At 44.9% G+C, this 18,833-nt stretch carries 14 protein-coding genes; 9 read left to right on the top strand and 5 right to left on the bottom strand.

What is annotated here, in order from left to right; translation table 11 throughout:
• Positions 1-130: 130 nt before the first annotated feature.
• Positions 131-1,939 (top strand): translational GTPase TypA, encoded by a 1,809-nt coding sequence (typA, locus tag NIASO_RS12700; RefSeq protein ID WP_008586392.1) that lies wholly within the window; start codon positions 131-133, stop codon positions 1,937-1,939.
• A 336-nt stretch (positions 1,940-2,275) separates the two neighbouring features.
• Positions 2,276-2,497 (top strand): hypothetical protein, encoded by a 222-nt coding sequence (locus NIASO_RS12695; protein ID WP_025298944.1) that lies wholly within the window; start codon positions 2,276-2,278, stop codon positions 2,495-2,497.
• Positions 2,498-2,887: 390 nt separating this feature from the next.
• Here NIASO_RS12695 and NIASO_RS12690 read toward each other — a convergent pair whose 3' ends face one another.
• Both NIASO_RS12690 and gcvH read right to left on the bottom strand, forming a co-directional pair.
• A complete protein-coding gene (locus NIASO_RS12690) occupies positions 2,888-3,262 on the bottom strand; it encodes a VanZ family protein (protein ID WP_168128489.1) in 375 nt (124 codons plus the stop codon).
• An 86-nt stretch (positions 3,263-3,348) separates the two neighbouring features.
• Entirely contained in the window at positions 3,349-3,726 is a 378-nt protein-coding gene (gene gcvH, locus NIASO_RS12685) for a glycine cleavage system protein GcvH (RefSeq protein ID WP_008586387.1), read from the bottom strand.
• Between the two features lie 282 nt (positions 3,727-4,008).
• Here gcvH and NIASO_RS12680 point away from each other — a divergent pair, with 282 nt between their 5' ends.
• From NIASO_RS12680 to NIASO_RS12650, 7 genes are all read left to right on the top strand, one after another.
• Entirely contained in the window at positions 4,009-6,447 is a 2,439-nt protein-coding gene (locus NIASO_RS12680) for a TonB-dependent receptor domain-containing protein (RefSeq protein WP_008586385.1), read from the top strand.
• Positions 6,448-6,578: 131 nt separating this feature from the next.
• Positions 6,579-9,011, top strand: a complete 2,433-nt coding sequence (locus tag NIASO_RS12675; RefSeq protein WP_157547235.1) for a TonB-dependent receptor — start codon at positions 6,579-6,581, stop codon at positions 9,009-9,011.
• A gap of 144 nt (positions 9,012-9,155) precedes the next feature.
• A complete protein-coding gene (locus tag NIASO_RS12670) occupies positions 9,156-11,618 on the top strand; it encodes an outer membrane beta-barrel protein (RefSeq protein WP_008586382.1) in 2,463 nt (820 codons plus the stop codon).
• Positions 11,619-11,760: 142 nt separating this feature from the next.
• Positions 11,761-12,186, top strand: coding sequence for a tRNA (adenosine(37)-N6)-threonylcarbamoyltransferase complex ATPase subunit type 1 TsaE (gene tsaE / locus NIASO_RS12665; protein ID WP_008586380.1), 426 nt, complete (start codon positions 11,761-11,763; stop codon positions 12,184-12,186).
• 157 nt (positions 12,187-12,343) lie between these two features.
• Positions 12,344-13,558 (top strand): alanine dehydrogenase, encoded by a 1,215-nt coding sequence (locus NIASO_RS12660; RefSeq protein WP_008586378.1) that lies wholly within the window; start codon positions 12,344-12,346, stop codon positions 13,556-13,558.
• A 56-nt stretch (positions 13,559-13,614) separates the two neighbouring features.
• Positions 13,615-14,802, top strand: coding sequence for a GTPase HflX (gene hflX / locus NIASO_RS12655; protein WP_025298943.1), 1,188 nt, complete (start codon positions 13,615-13,617; stop codon positions 14,800-14,802).
• Between the two features lie 84 nt (positions 14,803-14,886).
• Positions 14,887-15,237 (top strand): Rieske (2Fe-2S) protein, encoded by a 351-nt coding sequence (locus NIASO_RS12650; protein WP_008586375.1) that lies wholly within the window; start codon positions 14,887-14,889, stop codon positions 15,235-15,237.
• Positions 15,238-15,567: 330 nt separating this feature from the next.
• Here NIASO_RS12650 and NIASO_RS12645 read toward each other — a convergent pair whose 3' ends face one another.
• The 3 genes from NIASO_RS12645 to zwf form a co-directional block, all read right to left on the bottom strand.
• Entirely contained in the window at positions 15,568-16,044 is a 477-nt protein-coding gene (locus tag NIASO_RS12645) for an anthrone oxygenase family protein (protein ID WP_008586373.1), read from the bottom strand.
• A 401-nt stretch (positions 16,045-16,445) separates the two neighbouring features.
• Positions 16,446-17,168 carry a 6-phosphogluconolactonase gene (gene pgl, locus NIASO_RS12640; RefSeq protein WP_008586371.1) on the bottom strand — a complete coding sequence of 241 codons (723 nt, stop codon included), beginning with the start codon at positions 17,166-17,168 and terminating at the stop codon, positions 16,446-16,448.
• Positions 17,165-18,703, bottom strand: a complete 1,539-nt coding sequence (gene zwf, locus NIASO_RS12635; RefSeq protein ID WP_008586369.1) for a glucose-6-phosphate dehydrogenase — start codon at positions 18,701-18,703, stop codon at positions 17,165-17,167. The genes pgl and zwf overlap by 4 nt, the downstream gene beginning before the upstream one ends.
• Positions 18,704-18,833 lie beyond the last annotated feature (130 nt).

Genomic DNA, 18,833 nt, shown 5'->3' with positions numbered 1-18,833 from the left:
CTTTGCGCCTTCTTTTGAAAAAAAGAGTTAACAGGTTGGTGTGTTCACAAATTGAAAAGGGCTCAATACCTGGCCAATACGTCGCACAGTGACTCCTGTCAACTTTTCAACTTATAAATTTTTCAACAACATGAATTTAAGGAACATCGCCATTATCGCCCACGTAGACCATGGTAAAACCACTTTGGTGGATAAGATCCTCCATGCTACCCAGGTTTTTCGTGAAAACCAGGCTACCGGCGAGTTGATAATGGATAATAACGACCTTGAAAGGGAACGCGGTATTACTATTTTTAGTAAGAATGCGGCGGTTACTTACAAGGATACCAAAATCAATGTAATTGACACGCCGGGTCACGCCGACTTTGGCGGCGAGGTGGAGCGCGTGCTGAAAATGGCCGACGGGGTGATCCTGTTGGTGGATGCTTTTGAAGGGCCCATGCCCCAAACCCGTTTTGTGCTGCAAAAAGCACTGGCGCTGGGTTTGAAACCAATCGTTGTTATTAATAAGGTAGACAAACCGAACTGCCGCCCCGATGAGGTGCATGACGCGGTGTTTGACCTGTTCTTTAACCTGGACGCCACTGAAGAGCAGTTGGATTTCCCCACCTTTTATGGTTCAGGAAAAAATGGCTGGTTCAATGACTCCTTAACGCCTATTGATAATATCAATCCCCTGCTGGATGGTATTTTAAAATATGTACCCGCGCCTAAAGTGGCTGAAGGGCCGCTGCAAATGCAGATCACTTCTTTAGACTACTCTTCCTTCCTGGGCCGTATCGCCGTGGGAAAAGTTGGACGTGGGGTTATTAAAGAAGGCCAGCAGATCGCGTTGATGCAGGCAGACGGGGTAAAAAAGACCCGTGTAAAAGAACTGTATGTATTTGAAGGGATGGGTAAGAAAAAAGTAACCGAAGTGCAGGCTGGTGATCTTTGTGCCGTGGTGGGTATTGAAGATTTCAACATCGGTGATACTATTGCTGATGCAGAAAACCCTGAAGCTTTACCCCGGATCAGCGTGGATGAACCCACCATGAATATGCTGTTCGGTATCAATAATTCCCCGTTTTATGGTAAGGATGGTAAGTTTGTTACCAGCCGTCACCTGCGGGACCGTTTGGAGAAGGAAACCGAAAAGAACCTGGCGCTTCGCGTGGAAGAAAGCGAGGGCGGGGAAGCCTTCCTCGTTTACGGGCGTGGTATCCTGCACCTGGGCGTATTGATCGAGACCATGCGCCGGGAAGGATATGAGCTTACCGTTGGCCAGCCACAGGTAATTACCAAACAAATCGATGGGAAAAAATACGAACCTTTTGAAACCCTGGTGGTGGATGTACCGGAAGAGTTTGCCAGCAAAGTAATTGACCTGGTAACCCGCCGGAAAGGGGAAATGCTGGTGATGGAAACCAAGGGCGAAATGCAGCACCTTGAGTTTGAAATACCTTCCCGCGGTTTGATCGGGTTGCGTACACAAATGCTGACCGCTACAACCGGTGAGGCTGTGATGGCGCATCGTTTTTCTGACTATCAGCCCTGGAAAGGCGTTATTCCTGGCAGGAACAATGGGGTGTTGATCTCCAAAAACCAGGGAAGAACCACCGGTTATTCTATTGATAAATTACAGGACCGGGGTACCTTCTTTGTGGATCCGGGCGAAGAGGTATATGCAGGACAGGTACTGGCGGAGAACATCAAACCCGGCGACCTGGTGGTGAACGCAACGGAAGAAAAGAAACTGACCAACCACCGGGCCAGCGGTAGTGATGATGCTACCCGTATTGCGCCCAAAACCCTGATGACATTGGAAGAATGTATGGAGTATATTCAGCAGGATGAGTGCATCGAGGTAACGCCTAACTTTATCCGGATGCGTAAAGTGGTACTGGATGAAATAGAGCGCAATAAGATCGCTAAAAAAATGGCGGCAGAATCTGTATAAATAATTTATAGATAAATAGTTATACGCTTCCGGAGCTCCGGAAGCGTTTTTTTTGGCCGGTAAGCGTAAAGGCCCGTAGCTTACGCGGTAAAAATGACCCGTAAAGTATGAGGTGCAAATGGGTTCAGTTCCTGTTCTGCGGCAGTCTGCGAGATTAGCGGGAAACTATGAAGGCCGAAATTGAATCTATAGCCGGGAGGCATAGAAAGGTATTTTTTTCAATTCTTCAATTTACCGCCTCACCGCCTATCCGGCTACAGAATTTCGTATAACAAACCGCAACAATTACGAAAGCTTTATTGTTTAAGAGGGGTAACAACCGCGTATCTTTGCAGCATGAAAAGAATAGTCCTGTTAACAGGTATTTTGATGATAAGTCTTTTTAGGGCAACACAATCCTTTGCCCAGTGTTCCATTTGTACCAAAACGGCACAGCAGTTGGGCGATGGCCCCGCCCGCGGATTTAATACCGGCATCCTCTACCTCGCTTTTCTTCCGTTGGGCCTGATCGCCTTTTTGGGGATCCGCTGGTGGATCAATGAAAGAAAGAGTTCTTAAAATGAAGAATAAGAAATATTGAATAAGAAATATAAAAGGATGGATTGAGTTTCAGGAATGAAATTTATCATCTATTGCGAGCGATGCCTCCCCATTTTTTATGCTCCCATGTTCGCTCTTTTTGATGTTTCTGATTCGGGTAAAAGCACCTGATTTGCAAAAACGATTTTCCTGAAATAGATTTTGGCATAGTTTCTGCATTTAATAACCCGAAGTTCTTTATATAAAAAAATGCAGTTAAGGGTTCTTTTAAATTCTTTTAACAATTAAAGAATAATATTGGCAAGGATCTTGCGTTTATATAGTATAACGAATATTTAGATTTAAAAAAGATAGTCAATTTTCTCATAAGCAGTTAGTTTTGGTTGCGACCCCTGTTTCCACAGGGGTCTATTTTTTTTTAAGCAGGTACTTACTGGCCGCCAGCCCGATCACACAACCTACTCCGTCTGCAATCATATCCGTTACATCAAAAGAGCGCCCGGGAACCCAGTATCTTTGTACGAACTCCATTACAATTCCATAAATCAATGCTACAATACCGACGGTAATAAATTTTTTAAAAGGCGCCGCCTCTTTTCCCCCGCTCAGCCAGGCATCCCATAAAAAAACGAGCAGGGCGAACATTCCGATGTGGACCCATTTGTCAAAATGGATCTTCGTAAGAAAATTTTCCTGAGGAAAGTCGGCTCCGGGAAGCGTTAGCAGGATAACGGTGATGATAAAATAAACTAAAGCGATTATTAAGATGAATTTCTTTTTCACGATATTGGCTGGGGTTAAAAAAAGCCATTTACTGCAGGGCAGCAAATGGCTCATTCAGAAAAATAATATTTTGTTGATAAACGAAATTAATCCACTAGTGCTTCATAACCGGCCGCATCCATCAGCGTTTCAACAGTTGCGGGGTCGGTAACTTTCATTTTTATCATCCAGCCTTCTCCATAAGGGTCTGTATTTACCAGCTCCGGCGCGTTACCCAGCGCTTCATTGAGCTCAGTAATGACACCGTCTACCGGTAAAAAAAGATCAGAAACTGTTTTTACCGCTTCAACTGTACCAAAAACGTCGCCGGCCTGCAGCGTTTTGCCAATCGTTTCCACCTCCACATAAACAATATCGCCCAGTTCCCGCTGCGCAAAATCCGTAATGCCAATGGTGGCTGTATCGCCCTCCAGGCTAATCCATTCATGATCTTTAGTATAACGCAATGTTTCAGGATAACTCATAACAATAATTTAGGGTACAAATATGCACAAAGGAATTTACAATTCAAGCGTTACCCCAATAATTTTTGCCTCCTGTTAAATTCTATCAAAAGTGATCCCGCAGTTGTAACATTTTTACCGGTTTTTCGACTTTGTGATTTAGTGCAGTTAGAATATACCCTGACGGCCCCGACCACTTAAATGGCGTTTTATCCCAATTAGGGGATGTTTTGCCCCATTTACCGGAAATCGATGGTCAAAGGCGGCGCATAAGAATAGTTTTGTTGCCATAACAATAACATAATGAGAAAAATAATTCTGCTGGGATTTAGTTTATGGAGCGTTATAGCACATGCGCAGCATCTGTCCGGCAAAGTAACAGACACAGAGCATAAGCCCTTGGAAAAAGCATCCATAGCGCTTTTAAAAGCAGCAGACTCTTCTGTAATAATAATGAAAGCTACTGGTAAGGACGGCGGTTTTCTGTTTAACAAAGTACCGCAGGGCCACTATTTGCTTTTGGCATCGACGGTAGGGTATGCAAAAAAATATTCAGATACTATTACGTTTTCAGGAGAGGCCATGGCAGTGCCGCCAATCATATTGCAGAATGCCGGCACGCAGCTTGCCGGGGTAGTGGTTACCGCAAAACGGCCGCCCGTGGAAGTAAAAGCCGGCAAAACGGTAGTGAATGTAGAAGCCTCTCCTTCCAACGCGGGGTTAAATGTGCTGGAGATCCTGGCAAAATCCCCAGGAGTGTCTGTAGATAATGATGATAATATAAGTTTGAAAGGAAAGGGCGGTGTGCTGATATTGATCGATGGGAAACCCACTTATCTCAGCGGAACCAATCTTGCGGCCTTTTTAAAAAGTATACAGGCCAGCGGATTGGATCAGATCGAGATCATGACGAACCCACCTGCAAAATATGATGCGGCAGGCAACGGAGGGGTGATCAACATAAAAACCAAAAAAGGAACCGTGCGCGGGCTGAACGGAAATGTAAACCTTAACTATGGCCAGGGCTTTTATCCGAAATATAATGGAGGTTTTAACCTGAACTACCGCTATAATAAGGTGAACGTATTTGGCAGTTATAATGGGGGGGCCTGGGAAGGAATGGGCTCTTTAAGCATTAATCGCAATTTTTATAAAAACGGTGCCCTTACCGGCTCGTCAGACCAGGTGAGCCCACGGCATAATAGAAGCAACTGGCACAATGCGAAACTGGGAATGGATTATTTCTTTTCAAAAAAAGACGTAGTGGGCATCGTCGTAAGCGGAAATAGTAACCCCTGGAAAAACTGGCTGACCAGTACGTCGAACCTGAGAGACGTAGATAAAACGATCAATACGATACTGGCATCAGAGGCTTTTAACTCCAATAAATCAAAAAATATAACCACTAATCTGAATTATAAGCACAGCTTTGATTCGTTGGGGAAAGAACTTTCTATGGATCTTGACCAGGGATATTATGAAAGCAAGGGCAATAATACCCTGTCAACAAGAGTGTTTAACCCAGACCATACGCAACGGGGTAATACCGTTCTGTTAAACGGCAATACCCCTTCCCTCATAAAAATATACAGTGGCAAAATAGATTATGTACATCCGTTCAGTAAAACCATGAAACTGGAAGCAGGGGTGAAAAGCAGCTTTGTAAATACTGATAATAACGTTAACTATTTGCGCGATACCAGTACCGGATGGTATATGGACAACCAGCGGACGAATCATTTTATTTATAAAGAAAATATTAATGCAGCCTATACGATCTTAACGGCAACCATAAAAAAATGGGAGCTTACCGCGGGTTTACGGCTGGAGAATACCAACGCAGAGGGAAAACAAATGCAAAATGATTCCAGCTTTAAAAGAAACTATACGAATCTGTTTCCCAATGCAGGGGTGGTGTATAATGTAAATGACAAGAACCAGTTGAGCATGAGTTATAGCCGCCGGATCCGCCGACCCGATTATGAAGACCTGAACCCGTTTATCTTCTTTTTGGATTCACTCACCTATGGCCAGGGGAATCCTTATTTACAGCCCGAATTTTCCAATAATATTGAAATGAGCCATACGTTCAATCATTTCTTAACTACTACCGTTAATTACACTCAAACCAATAATATTATCACCCAAATACTGAAGCAGAACACCGATAAGAAAACCACCTTCCAAACACAGGAAAACTTTGCCAGGCGGAGGCAATGGGGGCTTTCCGTTTCAGCCAATAAGCAAATAAAAAAATGGTGGAATCTGAATGTGTACACCAATGTGTTTAATAACCTCTACGACGGGCTATACAATAGCGGCACGCAAAATATTCCCGTGAAGCTGAATGTAAGCGGTTTTTCCGGCAACCTGAGCAGCAGCTTTACCTTTGCCAAAACCTGGACCACTGAGCTCAGCGGATGGTATACTACCAGCGCCTCGGAAGGGTTGATGATCGGCCGCCAAATGGGCGCTATGAATATTGACCTGGCCAAGCAGATCCTTAACAAAAACGGAACGATTAAAATAGGGGTACGGGATCTTTTCCGCACACAGAACTTCAGTGGTTATTCCCGCTATGCGGATGTGGACATCGATGTGAGGAATGACAGAAGAAGAGATGCCCGCCAATTCAATATTTCATTCACCTATAAATTCGGGAAAAACAATATTGCCCCGGCGCGGCGCAGAACCGGCGGCGCGGGCGATGAGCAAAGCCGGGTAAAAAGCGGGGGTAATTAATTCCTTTTATCGCTCAATAAGACCATTGAACAAAAAAACAAGAGCTCATGAACAGTATTAACAGGATAAATGACAGCCGCATTCCTTACCGGCCTAATTTTGCCCCGCTAATAAAAAGGCTAATTAAATTTATGAGAGTACCAGCACTATTTCTTTTGATTGCGATGCAAACAACGGCGCATGCGCAACGTATTTCAGGGGCGGTCGCGGGCGTCGATCATACCCCCTTGGAAAAAGCTTCCGTTTCTTTGTTACAGGCAAGGGATTCTGCCACCATCACCACAACGGCTACTGATAAAAACGGATTGTTTCGTTTTGATAAGATAAAAGCAGGCAGCTACCTTATTCTGGCTTCCAGTGTTGGGCATACACCTGTGTATTCATCAGTTATAAAACTGGATCAATCAGCTATTACAATCGACACCCTCGTTCTTGAAAAAACAACTACTCAAATGAAAGGTGTGGTGGTCATAGCCAAAAGACCTCCCTTTGAAGTGAAAGCCGGCAAAACGGTGGTAAATGTGGATGCGTCACCAAGCAACGCAGGGTTAAATGTGTTGGAGCTGCTGGAGAAATCGCCCGGCATTTCCGTAGATAATGACGGAAATGTAAGTCTGAAGGGGAAAGCAGGCGTTACCATTCTCGTTGACGGAAAGCCGACCTATATGAGCGGTCAGCAACTGACCAATTTTTTAAAGAGTATGCAGAGCAGCCAGTTGGATCAGATCGAGATCATGACAGCGCCGCCCGCCAAATATGATGCCGCGGGTAATTCAGGGGTCATCAACATCAAAACAAAAAAGGGCACCATAAAAGGCATGAACGGCACGGCTAACGTTGGTTACGACCAGGGCTTTTATCCGCGCTATAATGCAGGGCTGAATATCAACTACCGAAACGATAAGCTGAATATTTTTGGCGGTTACGAAGGCGGTCATTGGGACAACAAAGGCGTGCTTTACCTGAACCGGAAATTCATTGATCCTGCAATCAGCACGGTCACCGGCACATCCGATCAGGCTTCGGACCGGCGCAATTTTGGCAATTATAATAACCTGAAACTGGGGATGGATTATAATTTCACTAAAAAAGATGTGGCGGGCTTCGTGGTGAACGGTGGGTTCGGACAGTGGAATGAAGAGCAGAACAGCCCGTCCAATATTCGCTACCCCGATGGAGCGATCAACTACAAACTTTTATCCATAGGAAAAAATACGGGCAACTTTAATAATGTAACCACCAACCTGAATTACAAGCACAGTTTTGATTCGACCGGTAAAGAATTATCTATAGACCTGGACCAGGCTTATTACAATAACAAAGGGCTGGCAACCCTGCAAACAAAGGCATTGGACGCTCAGGATGTTCAAAACGGGAACATCGTGAACCTGTTGGGACATCAGCCTTCTGAAATTAATATTTACAGCTTTAAAACGGACTATGTGCATCCCTTTAATAAAACAACAAAGCTGGAAGCTGGCATCAAAACAAGTTTTGTAAATACCAATAACCGCGTGGAATATCAGCGCGATACCAGCACCGGCTGGTACCCGGACCTGGCCCGGAGCAATCATTTTATTTACAAGGAAAACATCAACGCGGCCTATGCCACGATTTCAAAATCAGCAAAAAAATGGGAACTGACGGGTGGATTGCGGGTGGAGAACACCAGCTCGAAAGGGGATCTGATCACCGGCGATTCGGTTTTTACACGCAATTATACCAACCTGTTTCCCACAGTAGCAATAGGTTTTAACGCGAATGATAAAAACCAGTTCAATATAAGCTACAACCGGCGGATCACGCGCCCGGACTATGATAACCTGAACCCCTTTGTGTATTTTCTGGATTCGCTGACATTTGGCAAGGGGAATCCCTATTTGAAACCCCAGTTTACCAATAACATTGAGTTAAGCCATACGTTTAAGAAATTTCTGACCACCACCCTGAACTATACAGTTACCAATGATATTATTACTCAGTTATTGAAGCAGGAAGGGGATAAGACCTTTCAGACCAATGAAAACTTTAGCAAGATGCGGCAACTGGGCATTGCTGTTACGGCCAATTTTCCTGTAACCAAATGGTGGAACCTGAACCTGTATACCAATTTGTATAATAATGACTTTGAGGGCTTGTACAATGACGGGCGAAAAAATTACCCGGTAAGGATACAGATCACTTCGTTTACCGGTAATGGAACCTCCACCATGACTTTTGCCAAATTATGGGCCTTTGAACTGAGCGGCTGGTACCGCAGCAAGGCCACAGAAGGGCTGATGGTATCCAACAGCATGGGCGCATTAAATGCCGCACTATCCTATAAAGTGATGAAAGAAAAAGGAACGGTAAAAGTTGGCGTTCGTGATATTTTTAAAACCCAGGTGTTCAGCGGTTACGCACGATACGCGATTGTGGATACAGACCTTAAAAATACCAGGGACAGCCGCCAGTTTAATGTGTCCTTTACCTATAAATTCGGTAAAAATAATATTGCCCCCGTCCGCAACCGCCGCGGCGGTGCCGGGGATGAGCAAAACCGGGTAAAGAGTGGGGGAAACTAACCCCGGAAACAATATCCGGATCTGTTCACCCGGAAAAAACAACCATTTATCGGAGCTTAGTTACCGTTTATCGGAATCCGTTTCTATATACTGCTAAAAGGGTAATAGATTTGCCGGATAAAACACAAACCAACAAAAAAAATTATGAAACTATTTGCTACATTAGCACTGCTGCTAGCCTGCCAGATCACCACAAAGGCGCAACAGATCTCAGGAACGGTAAAGGATGAAACCGGGAAATCAATCGATAAAGCAACCGTCTCTTTATTAAAAGCCAAAGATTCGTCCATCGTAAAATTAAACGCGACAAAATCCGGAAGCTATACATTTGAAACGACTGCCAGCGGAAAATACCTGGTGATGGCCACCAATGTGGGCTATGCACCCGCTTATTCACAAGCATTCGATTATAACGGAACGGCTGTAAAGCTGGATGCTATCATTTTACAAAAAGCCAGCACCCAATTAGCTGGTGTGGTGGTTACGGCAAAAAAACCACTGGTTGAGGTAAAAGCCGACAAAATGGTAGTGAATGTGGAAGGCACCATCAATGCTACCGGTAATGACGGTATAGATCTGCTGCGACGCTCTCCCGGGGTGATTGTCGATAAGGATGACAATATTTCCATGATGGGAAAGAGCGGTGTGGAGGTTTATATAGATGGTAAACCCAGTCCTTTAAAAGGATCCGACCTGGGCAACTACCTGCGCTCGCTGCAATCTTCAAGTATCGAAAGTATTGAGCTGATCACCAATCCTTCCGCAAAATATGAAGCATCCGGTAATGCGGGCATTATCAACATCAAACTCAAAAAAGATAAAACACTGGGTACGAATGGTACCGTTACAGGAGGCTATAACATTGGGATCTACAGTAAATACAATGGCGGGATCTCTCTAAACCACCGGACAAAAAAATTCAACATTTTTGGCAATTATAATTACAGCCAGGGTTTAAATGCCAACAGCGTGCAGCTTTACCGCGATGTTGCAGATTCTATTTTTGATCAGCATACGAACCTGAAGAATAAATTGCATAGCCATAATATAAAAGCCGGGGTCGATTATTATATCAATAAGAAAAGCACCGTCGGCATTGTGGCTAATTCTGTATTGAGCAGTAATGGGTTTTACAGCACAGGACCTATGACGATCACGCCCAAATCAACCGGCATTACCGACCGTACCCTGTATGCCAATACTTCCGCTGATGGTAAAAGAAATAACTACAGCCTGAATGGTAACTACCGCTATGCCGATACCAGCGGCCACGAACTGAATGTGGACCTGGATTATGCCCGGTACGATAATAATACAGACCAGCATATTTCAAACATCTATTACCAGGGAACCGGCGGCACTATAATAGATAAGAATCTGTACAGTATGTATACCCCTACCGGCATCGATATTTATTCCATAAAAACAGATTACCAGCAACGGTTTTTAAAAGGTACGCTGGGCTATGGCTTTAAACTGGGGTGGGTAAATACGGATAATAATTTTCAGCGGTTTAATAACAATGTTACGCCCGCGCAGTTCGATCGCGACAACAGCAACAAATTCGATTATAAAGAGAATGTGAATGCAGCCTATGTGAATTATAACCGCCAGTACAAAGGGTTTATGGTACAGGCAGGGCTACGGGCAGAGAATACGCATTCTCATGGACGCTCAACCGGTGAGGTGTGGGACAATAACAGTAATCAGTATGTTCCCTATGATTCCAGTTTAAACAGGAATTATACCGACCTGTTCCCCAGTGCGGCGCTCACGATCAACAAAAACCCGATGAAGCAGTGGAACTTTACCTACAGCCGGCGCATTGACCGGCCCAACTATAGCGCCCTCAATCCTTTTGTAATGGCGCTAAACGATTATACCTATCAAAAGGGGAATACCAACCTGACGCCCCAGTACACTAATAGTTTTGGCATTACCTATACGTATAAATATAAATTGAATACTACGTTAAATTACAGCCACGTGAAAGACCTGTTTGCGCAGATCGTGGATGTAACCGATCAATCAAAATCCTTCCAGACAACAAAAAACCTGGCATCACAGGATGTGGTAAGCCTGAATATCAGTTATCCTTTCAGCTATAAGTCTTACAGCTTATTTAGTAACCTGAGCTCTAACTATTCAAAGTTTAAAGCCAATTACGGGCCGAACAGGGAGATCAATGCTGATGCATTTGCAATGAACCTCTTTACGCAGAGTACGCTGAAATTCGCCAAGACCTGGACGGCAGAACTGAGCACCTTATATATCTCTCCTTTTGTATGGCAGGGTGCGTTTAAAGGAAAGGCAATGGGCTTTGTAGATGCCGGATTGCAGAAAACAGTATTAAAAGGACAGGGCACATTGAAGGCCTCTGTAAGTGATATCTTTAAGACCATGCATTTCAGGGGAAGCAGTAATTATGCCGGGCAAATGGTAAATGTAAATGCCAACTGGGAAAGCCGCCAGTTTAAACTCAACTTTACCTACCGTTTTGGTAATGCGCAGATAAAAGCGGCAAGGCAACGTAAGACCGGCCTGGATGAAGAAAAAGGCCGTACCGGTGATTCGGGAAGCACTCCCGGCCAGGGCGGTCCTAAATAATAAAATCTTAGTTTTGTTGGTGAACAGGTAAAAGGTTGCCGGAAATTTCCGGCAACCTTTTTATTGGAAGTTATTGAAGGGTTGTTTCAAAAGTAGTACCGGCTTCCCCGCTACTAATTCGCTCTTGAGTTATCTTTGCCTTATGGAAAAAGTATTTTCTTTGAGCAATATCATACAAGCCGCTAGCTGGCTGCTGGAAAACCTGGGCGATAAAAAGGTAGTGGCCTTTTACGGGGAGATGGGGGCAGGAAAAACAACCTTTATTTACACTTTGTGCCAGATATTGGAAGTGGAAGATATGGTAAGCAGCCCCACGTTCTCTATTATTAATGAATACAAGTTTGCCGATAGTGGTAAGCCGGGCTCTGTTTATCACATGGACCTGTACCGGTTACGGGATGAAGAAGAGGCGGTGAGGGCCGGTGTGGAAGATTGTTTGTACAGCGGACATTATTGTTTTGTGGAATGGCCCGAAAAAGCACCCGACCTGTTCCCGGAAGCAACCTTGTTTGTGTCCGTTTCTGTAGTGGATGACCAAAACAGGAAAATAGAAATACTCCCAAAATAAATTAACTTTGCTAACCGCAGCTATTCGGGGCGTCACAGCTATTCGAAGCGTCCTTCGCCTCGAATCCTTATTCTATCGCCTGGGGCGATAAATGAAAAACCGGGTTGCTGAACATTCAATCGGATCGTTATTTAGAGTTTTTCTGTATAAATCTTTTATGAGTAAGATAAAGGCCATAGTGAGTACCTCCTTCAGTTATGAAACCCAGGCAGAAACACTGGATATCCGCGTAAAAGGTGGCGGTATGGTTATCGGCATTCCCAAGGAAATCGCCTTCCAGGAAAACCGGGTTTCCCTTACACCCGATGCGGTTGCTGTTTTGGTGAATAACGGGCATTCCGTAATGGTGGAGCACAATGCAGGAGATGCGGCCCACTATCGAGATGCGGAATACAGCGAGGCCGGGGCCAAAATCGTTTACTCCCGGGAAGAGGTGTTTAAGGCCCCCATTCTTTTAAAAAGCGCACCGGTGATTGAAGAAGACCTGTCGCTGCTCCAATTTGGACAGATCATTATTTCACCCTTGCATTTATCTGTTTTGAGAAGGGAAGTGCTGCACGCCATGATGCTGAAAAAAATCACCGCGCTTTCTTTTGAGAACCTGAAAGACGATACCGATAATTACCCGATCGTGCGCAGCATGAGTGAAATTGCGGGAAGTTCTGTAATGCTTATCGCAGCGCAATACCTGAGTTCCGCGAACTACGGAAAAGGAGTGTTGTTGGGCGGTATCACCGGTATTGCACCCACCAAAGTGGTCATCATCGGTGCAGGTATTGTTGGAGAGTATGCAGCCCGCGCTGCACTGGCATTAGGGGCATCTGTAAAATTATTCGATAGCAATATTTCCCGGTTAAAACGACTGGAAAACGCGATCGGCCACCGGTTGTGGACCTCCGTACTGGAGCCCAAGTTGCTGGCCAAACAATTAAAGACCTGCGAGGTGGCGGTGGGGGCCCTGGCCAATGAATCGGGAAGGAGCCCGTTGGTGGTTACGGAAGAAATGGTCAGCGGTATGCGCCAGGGATCCGTGATCATTGATGCCACCATTGACCGCGGCGGTTGTTTTGAAACCTCGGAGGTGACTTCTCATGAAAGTCCGATCTTTTTGAAATATGGCGTTATCCATTATTGTGTACCCAATATTCCTTCCGGCTTTGCGCGCACAGCCTCGCAGGCCATCAGCAATGTATTAACCCCCTTGCTGGTTGAAGCGGGCGATGAAGGCGGCATTGAAAAGCTGGTATGGCACCAGCTACATCTCCGGAACGGTATTTACCTGTTCCGCGGCCACCTCACCAATTTTTATTTGAGTCAGCGGTTTGATCTGAAATATACGGATCTGAACCTGCTGATTGCCAGCCAGAGATAAAAGACCTGTAACGTTTCCTAAAACCTTACAGGTCTTTACGCTAACTTTGCCGGCTAATGCTAGACAAAAAAAATGTAATACAGGGAACGGAAACCGCCGTTATTGTTGGGGTGGTTACCAAAGAGCAAACCGAGCAGCAGGTGAATGAATACCTGGACGAACTGGCGTTTCTGGCGGAAACGGCCGGCGCCGAAACGAAAAAAAGGTTTATTCAAAAACTGGCGCACCCGGACACCCGCACCTTTGTAGGGAAGGGAAAACTGGAAGAAATCAATCAATATATTATTTCGCACGGTATTAACCTGGTGATCTTTGATGATGAGCTTACGGGGGCGCAGCTCAATAATATTGAAAAGGTTATCAATACCAAGACCATCGACCGCTCAGATTTGATCCTGGATATTTTCGCCCGAAGGGCAAAAACCGCAGAAGCAAAAGCGCAAGTGGAGCTGGCCCAATACCAATATATTTTACCACGCTTACGCGGGATGTGGAAACACCTGGAACGTTTGGGAGGTGGTATTGGTACCCGGGGGCCGGGTGAAACGGAGATCGAAACCGACCGCCGTATTGTACGTGAAAAGATTTCACTGCTGCGCAACCGTTTAAAGGAAATAGACAAACAGTCTGCAACCCAGCGAAAAAACCGTGGCGAATTTATACGCGTGGCCCTGGTGGGGTATACCAACGTGGGCAAAAGTACGCTGATGAACCTGCTGAGCAAACGGGAGGTATTTGCCGAAAACAAATTATTCGCTACCCTGGATACTACTACCAGCAAAGTGGTTTTTGAGAACACGCCTTTTCTGTTAAGCGATACGGTAGGGTTCATCCGCAAGCTGCCGCATCATCTGATTGAGAGCTTTAAAAGCACGCTGGACGAGGTAAGGGAATCGGATATATTGATCCATGTAATTGATATTTCACATCCGCAATATGAGGACCAGATGGCGGTGGTAAACAAAACTTTACAGGAGTTGAAAGCCGGCGATAAACTCGTGATCACTGTTTTTAATAAAATGGACCTCTACGAAAAAAATACTTTTGATGAATGGCTGGGCGCCGATACCAAAAAAGAAATTCTGCAGGATTTATACGACCGGTGGAACAACGAAACCGATGGCAATGCCGTATTTGTATCGGCAACGGAACGCAGAAATGTAGAAGGCCTGCGGTCTACCATTTTAAATAAAGTAAAGGAATTATACCAGGTGCGGTATCCGTATAAGACGCTATTTTATTAGTGAATAGTAAAAAATCTGCGAGGGTTGCGCTGCGCCGTATAAAAACCTCACAGGTCTGTTCTGTTTCGCTTTAACTTTAGCACTATGAACAAACAACGGGAATGGCACCTCATTGCCCTGCACCCTAATGAACTGAACTTTAATGCCGAAAACCTGGCGGAAATAAAAGTGGCAGGGAAGCATCTGTGTATCGCCCGGGTAAAGGACCGGCTCTTTGCCTGCACTGCCAAATGTCCTCATGCCGCTCACCCATTGGTGAACGGCTATGTGAACGTGCAGGGGGATATTGTTTGTGCGCTACACCGTTATAAATTCAATTTGGAAACGGGTAAAAATACAACAGGTGAAGGCTACCCGCTGAAAACCTACCCGGTGGAAGAACGGGAAGATGGTTGGTATGTGGGGATTGAAAAGGGCTCCTGGTTTGGGTTTTAGGATTCAGGGCGCCCGCAGATGATGTACATGAATTTTTGTTATTGATCAAAGGGAATATGGAAGCAATCTTATTTCCATAGCACCGTCGTCTCGAACGAAGCGCAGCGGAGAGAGGGATCTCGTGCTAGTAGCAGTGAAACAAGTTGCAATACGTTTTTTGAGCACGAGATCTCTCCTCGTCGGGCGGGGCCCTCCTCGTTTGAGATGACGCGTTCTTATTGCAGAATTACCTGGGCAAAGCCTTCCTTGTCGGGATGACGCCTTAAAATATAGTAACCGGGAAACAAGCTACCGTCGCCTGATCCGTTTGCCAAATGAGCTGGTAGAATATTATGCTCTTTTATGAACATAATAATGATGTATACCCCGGCAGGTAAAAAATATTCCTGCCAAGCCCAACAATGATCTTACTGGGTTCACAACCTGCCATTGCATAAGAGCCTCCTTCATTTCTGCTGCAGTTGCCTTGCTTGTTAAGGAGAAAATAAGCACATCGCGCGGAACGAAATAATATAAAGTCAGCAAAAAGATAAGCGCATAAAGAAAGAAGGAAAGGGAAAAATAAAGACGCAACCGCTGGTCTTTCCAGAATAGTATAATCAATAAAAGCACCAGCAACTGGTTTAGGGGTGCAATAAATTGGAAAAAAGTTCGGGGGTCAATATGACTATAATAAATCCTTGCCGCTTCAACAGACCTGGGTATATCGGCGCTCCAGACACGGGCATCTATCATTGAATTATAAACAGTAACCATCAGCAGGCCGGAAGCGGTAATAACGGATAAATAAAGAATTATTTTTTTCATGGCGGATCAGCTTAAGTAAAAAAAGAAGTATTGTTCTTAGAAAGACGTTTATACAGCCGGAATACTTTAAGCAAAGTTGGACTTTTGTGTAGTATATATAACCGCAAAGCGTACAGAGGTGTAACGCCGTGTGCACAACGTTATTAATCATTGTGTTTTATACGATTGTATGCAAGTAAGAGCAATCTCTCTACAGTACCGTCATCCCGAATGGAGCGCAGCGGAGAGAGGGATCTCGTGCTCGTAGCAGTAAAGTAAGTTACAGTAGATTTTTAAGCATAAGATCTCTCCTCGTCAGGCAAAGCCTTCCTCGTCGGGATGACGCATTCTTGTTGAAGAATTACCTGGACGAGCGCTCCTTGAGATGACGCGTTGTAGTTGCACCTTCACTTTTAATAATATTACTGCCCCGTAACCGCCGCTTCATCCAGCATCCAGATCGTTTGTCCTTTTGCAGGATTTACCCCCTGTACCGGAAACAAGTACTTCGCGTTTTTGGCAAATATCTTTTTAAGCACAGGGTATTTATTGGCATCACCTACAAGAAGCATCACCTGTTTGCTCTTATTGATAAGCGGGTAGGTAAAACTGATCCGCCAGGTTTGTTTACTTTCTACCCAAACTTCTTTCACCAGCCTTTTTTGTTCGCTCAAAATAGTGGTACCGGGGAATAAGGACGCGGTATGGCCATCATCGCCCATGCCTAAAAGTGTCAGATCAAATGAAGCACTCTTACCCAGCACGGCTTTTACACTGGCTTCATATTCCGCTGCGCATGCCGCAGGTTCTCCTTTAGTGGGTGTGACAAAAATATTTTTCTTCGGAATTTTTACGTGGTCGAGTAACGCTATTTTACTGGTTTTATAATTGCTTTCATCGTTGGTATGGGGCACAAAGCGCTCGTCGCTCCAAAAAATAAATACTTTTTTCCAGTCGATATTGCTGCTGAATTCCGGCAGAGCCAATAGCTCAAACAAGCGTTTGGGCGTGCTGCCACCAGAAAAAGCCACGGTAAAGCGATCGTTAGTGGCGATACTTTTTGCACAGGCATCTACAAAATAATAAGCTGCTGCCAGGCTTAATGCTTCTTTATCTTTCCAAATCAATTTTACGGGGGTACTCATGATTTTATATTTTTTCTCCGTTCTGTACAAGGGGTGCGGTCCTGTGCACCGGGTGCGGGAAGCTCCACCCAATTAAAACCGTCTTTTTTTATCAATAGTGCTGCCTTTTTGGGGCCACAGCTTCCGGACTTATATTTCTCCAAACCTTTTTTTCCATCTTTTGCCCATTGATTCAAAATAGGCATTACAATAGCCCAGGCGGTTTCGACCTGGTCCGCACGCATGAACTGCGCGGCATCGCCTTCCAAAGCGTCTAATAAAAGAGTTTCGTATGCTTCCGGCGGTTGTTCAGCAAAAGATTCTTTATAGGTAAAATCCATTTCCACCGGCTTTAATTTCATGTAAGGGCCGGGCACTTTTCCTTCAAACAGTAATAAAATTTCCTGCTCCGGCTGAATGCTGATGAGCAGTTGGTTGGATGTTACATCGTCTTTAAAAATTTTATGGGGCGAATCTTTAAAGTTAACCACAATGAGGGAGGATTGTTTGTCCAGGCATTTGCCCGTTTGTAAATAAAAAGGAACACCCTTCCAGCGGGGATTGTCGATAAAGAACCGGGCCGCCACATAGGTCTCAGTGGCGGAGTTTTTGGCGATATTATCTTCTTCCAGGTATCCCCGCTGCGGCTGGCCATTTATTTCCCCGGCGGTATATTGTCCGCGTACGACATCCGATTCAACTCTTTTGGCCGTAAAAGGACGTACGCTTTTAAGCACCTTTACCTTCTCGTTGCGGATATCTTCCGCACTTAACCCGATGGGGCTCTCCATGGCCACTACCGAAAGCAGTTGCAACAAATGATTCTGGATCATATCGCGCAGCGCACCGGCTTTATCGTAATAACTACCGCGGGCACCCACACTTACCTCCTCAGCTACTGTTATCTGTATGTTCTCAATAAAGTGATAATTCCACAGCGGTTCAAAAATATAATTGGCAAAACGAAAGGCCAGCAGGTTCTGCACCACTTCCTTACCCAGGTAGTGATCGATACGGCAGATCTGTTTTTCCTTAAAATTATTTTCAAGTAATTTGTTCAAAGCCTTTGCTGAAGCCAGGTCCGAGCCAAAAGGCTTTTCTACAATGATGCGGTCCCTATTAGCCTGGGGCGCCAGTTTGAATTTGGAAAGGGAAGTGGAAATGGTCTCGATAAACCGGGGCGCCACAGAATAATAAAATAACCGGGTAGCCCGTAATCCCCAATCTTTGTCATTTTGAGCTAAAATAGTTTTGAGCTGCGTGTATATATCGGCTTTGGTAAAATCGCCCGGCACAAAATGCAGTTTTTTTATGAACTGCTTCCATTGTGCAGGGTCGGCTTTTCCACTTCTTGAAAAATTATTAATGCCCTCTAGCATATGTTTATAAAAAGCGGCTTCGGGCAGCTCCTGGTAATCCACCGCATAAATAACAAATTGCTGCGGCATATAACCATAAATGAAAAGATTATAAAAGGCGGGGATCAGCTTGCGCCAGGCCAGGTCCCCCGAACCGCCAAAAATGATAATATTAGCGGGCGTTTTTTTGAAATCCATCCGGTTTAAAATTTATTAATGATAAACTTATTTTCAAACCCCGTCCAACCCTCCGGGCGGGCACATAGATGCATAGAATTCATAGCATTCAAGGCTGCATAGTCTTCTCCCCGCCATGGCGGGGAGACAT

The sequence above is a fragment of the Niabella soli DSM 19437 genome (assembly GCF_000243115.2).
GTDB lineage: Bacteria > Bacteroidota > Bacteroidia > Chitinophagales > Chitinophagaceae > Niabella > Niabella soli.
This window is presented reverse-complemented; position numbering and strand designations above follow the sequence as displayed.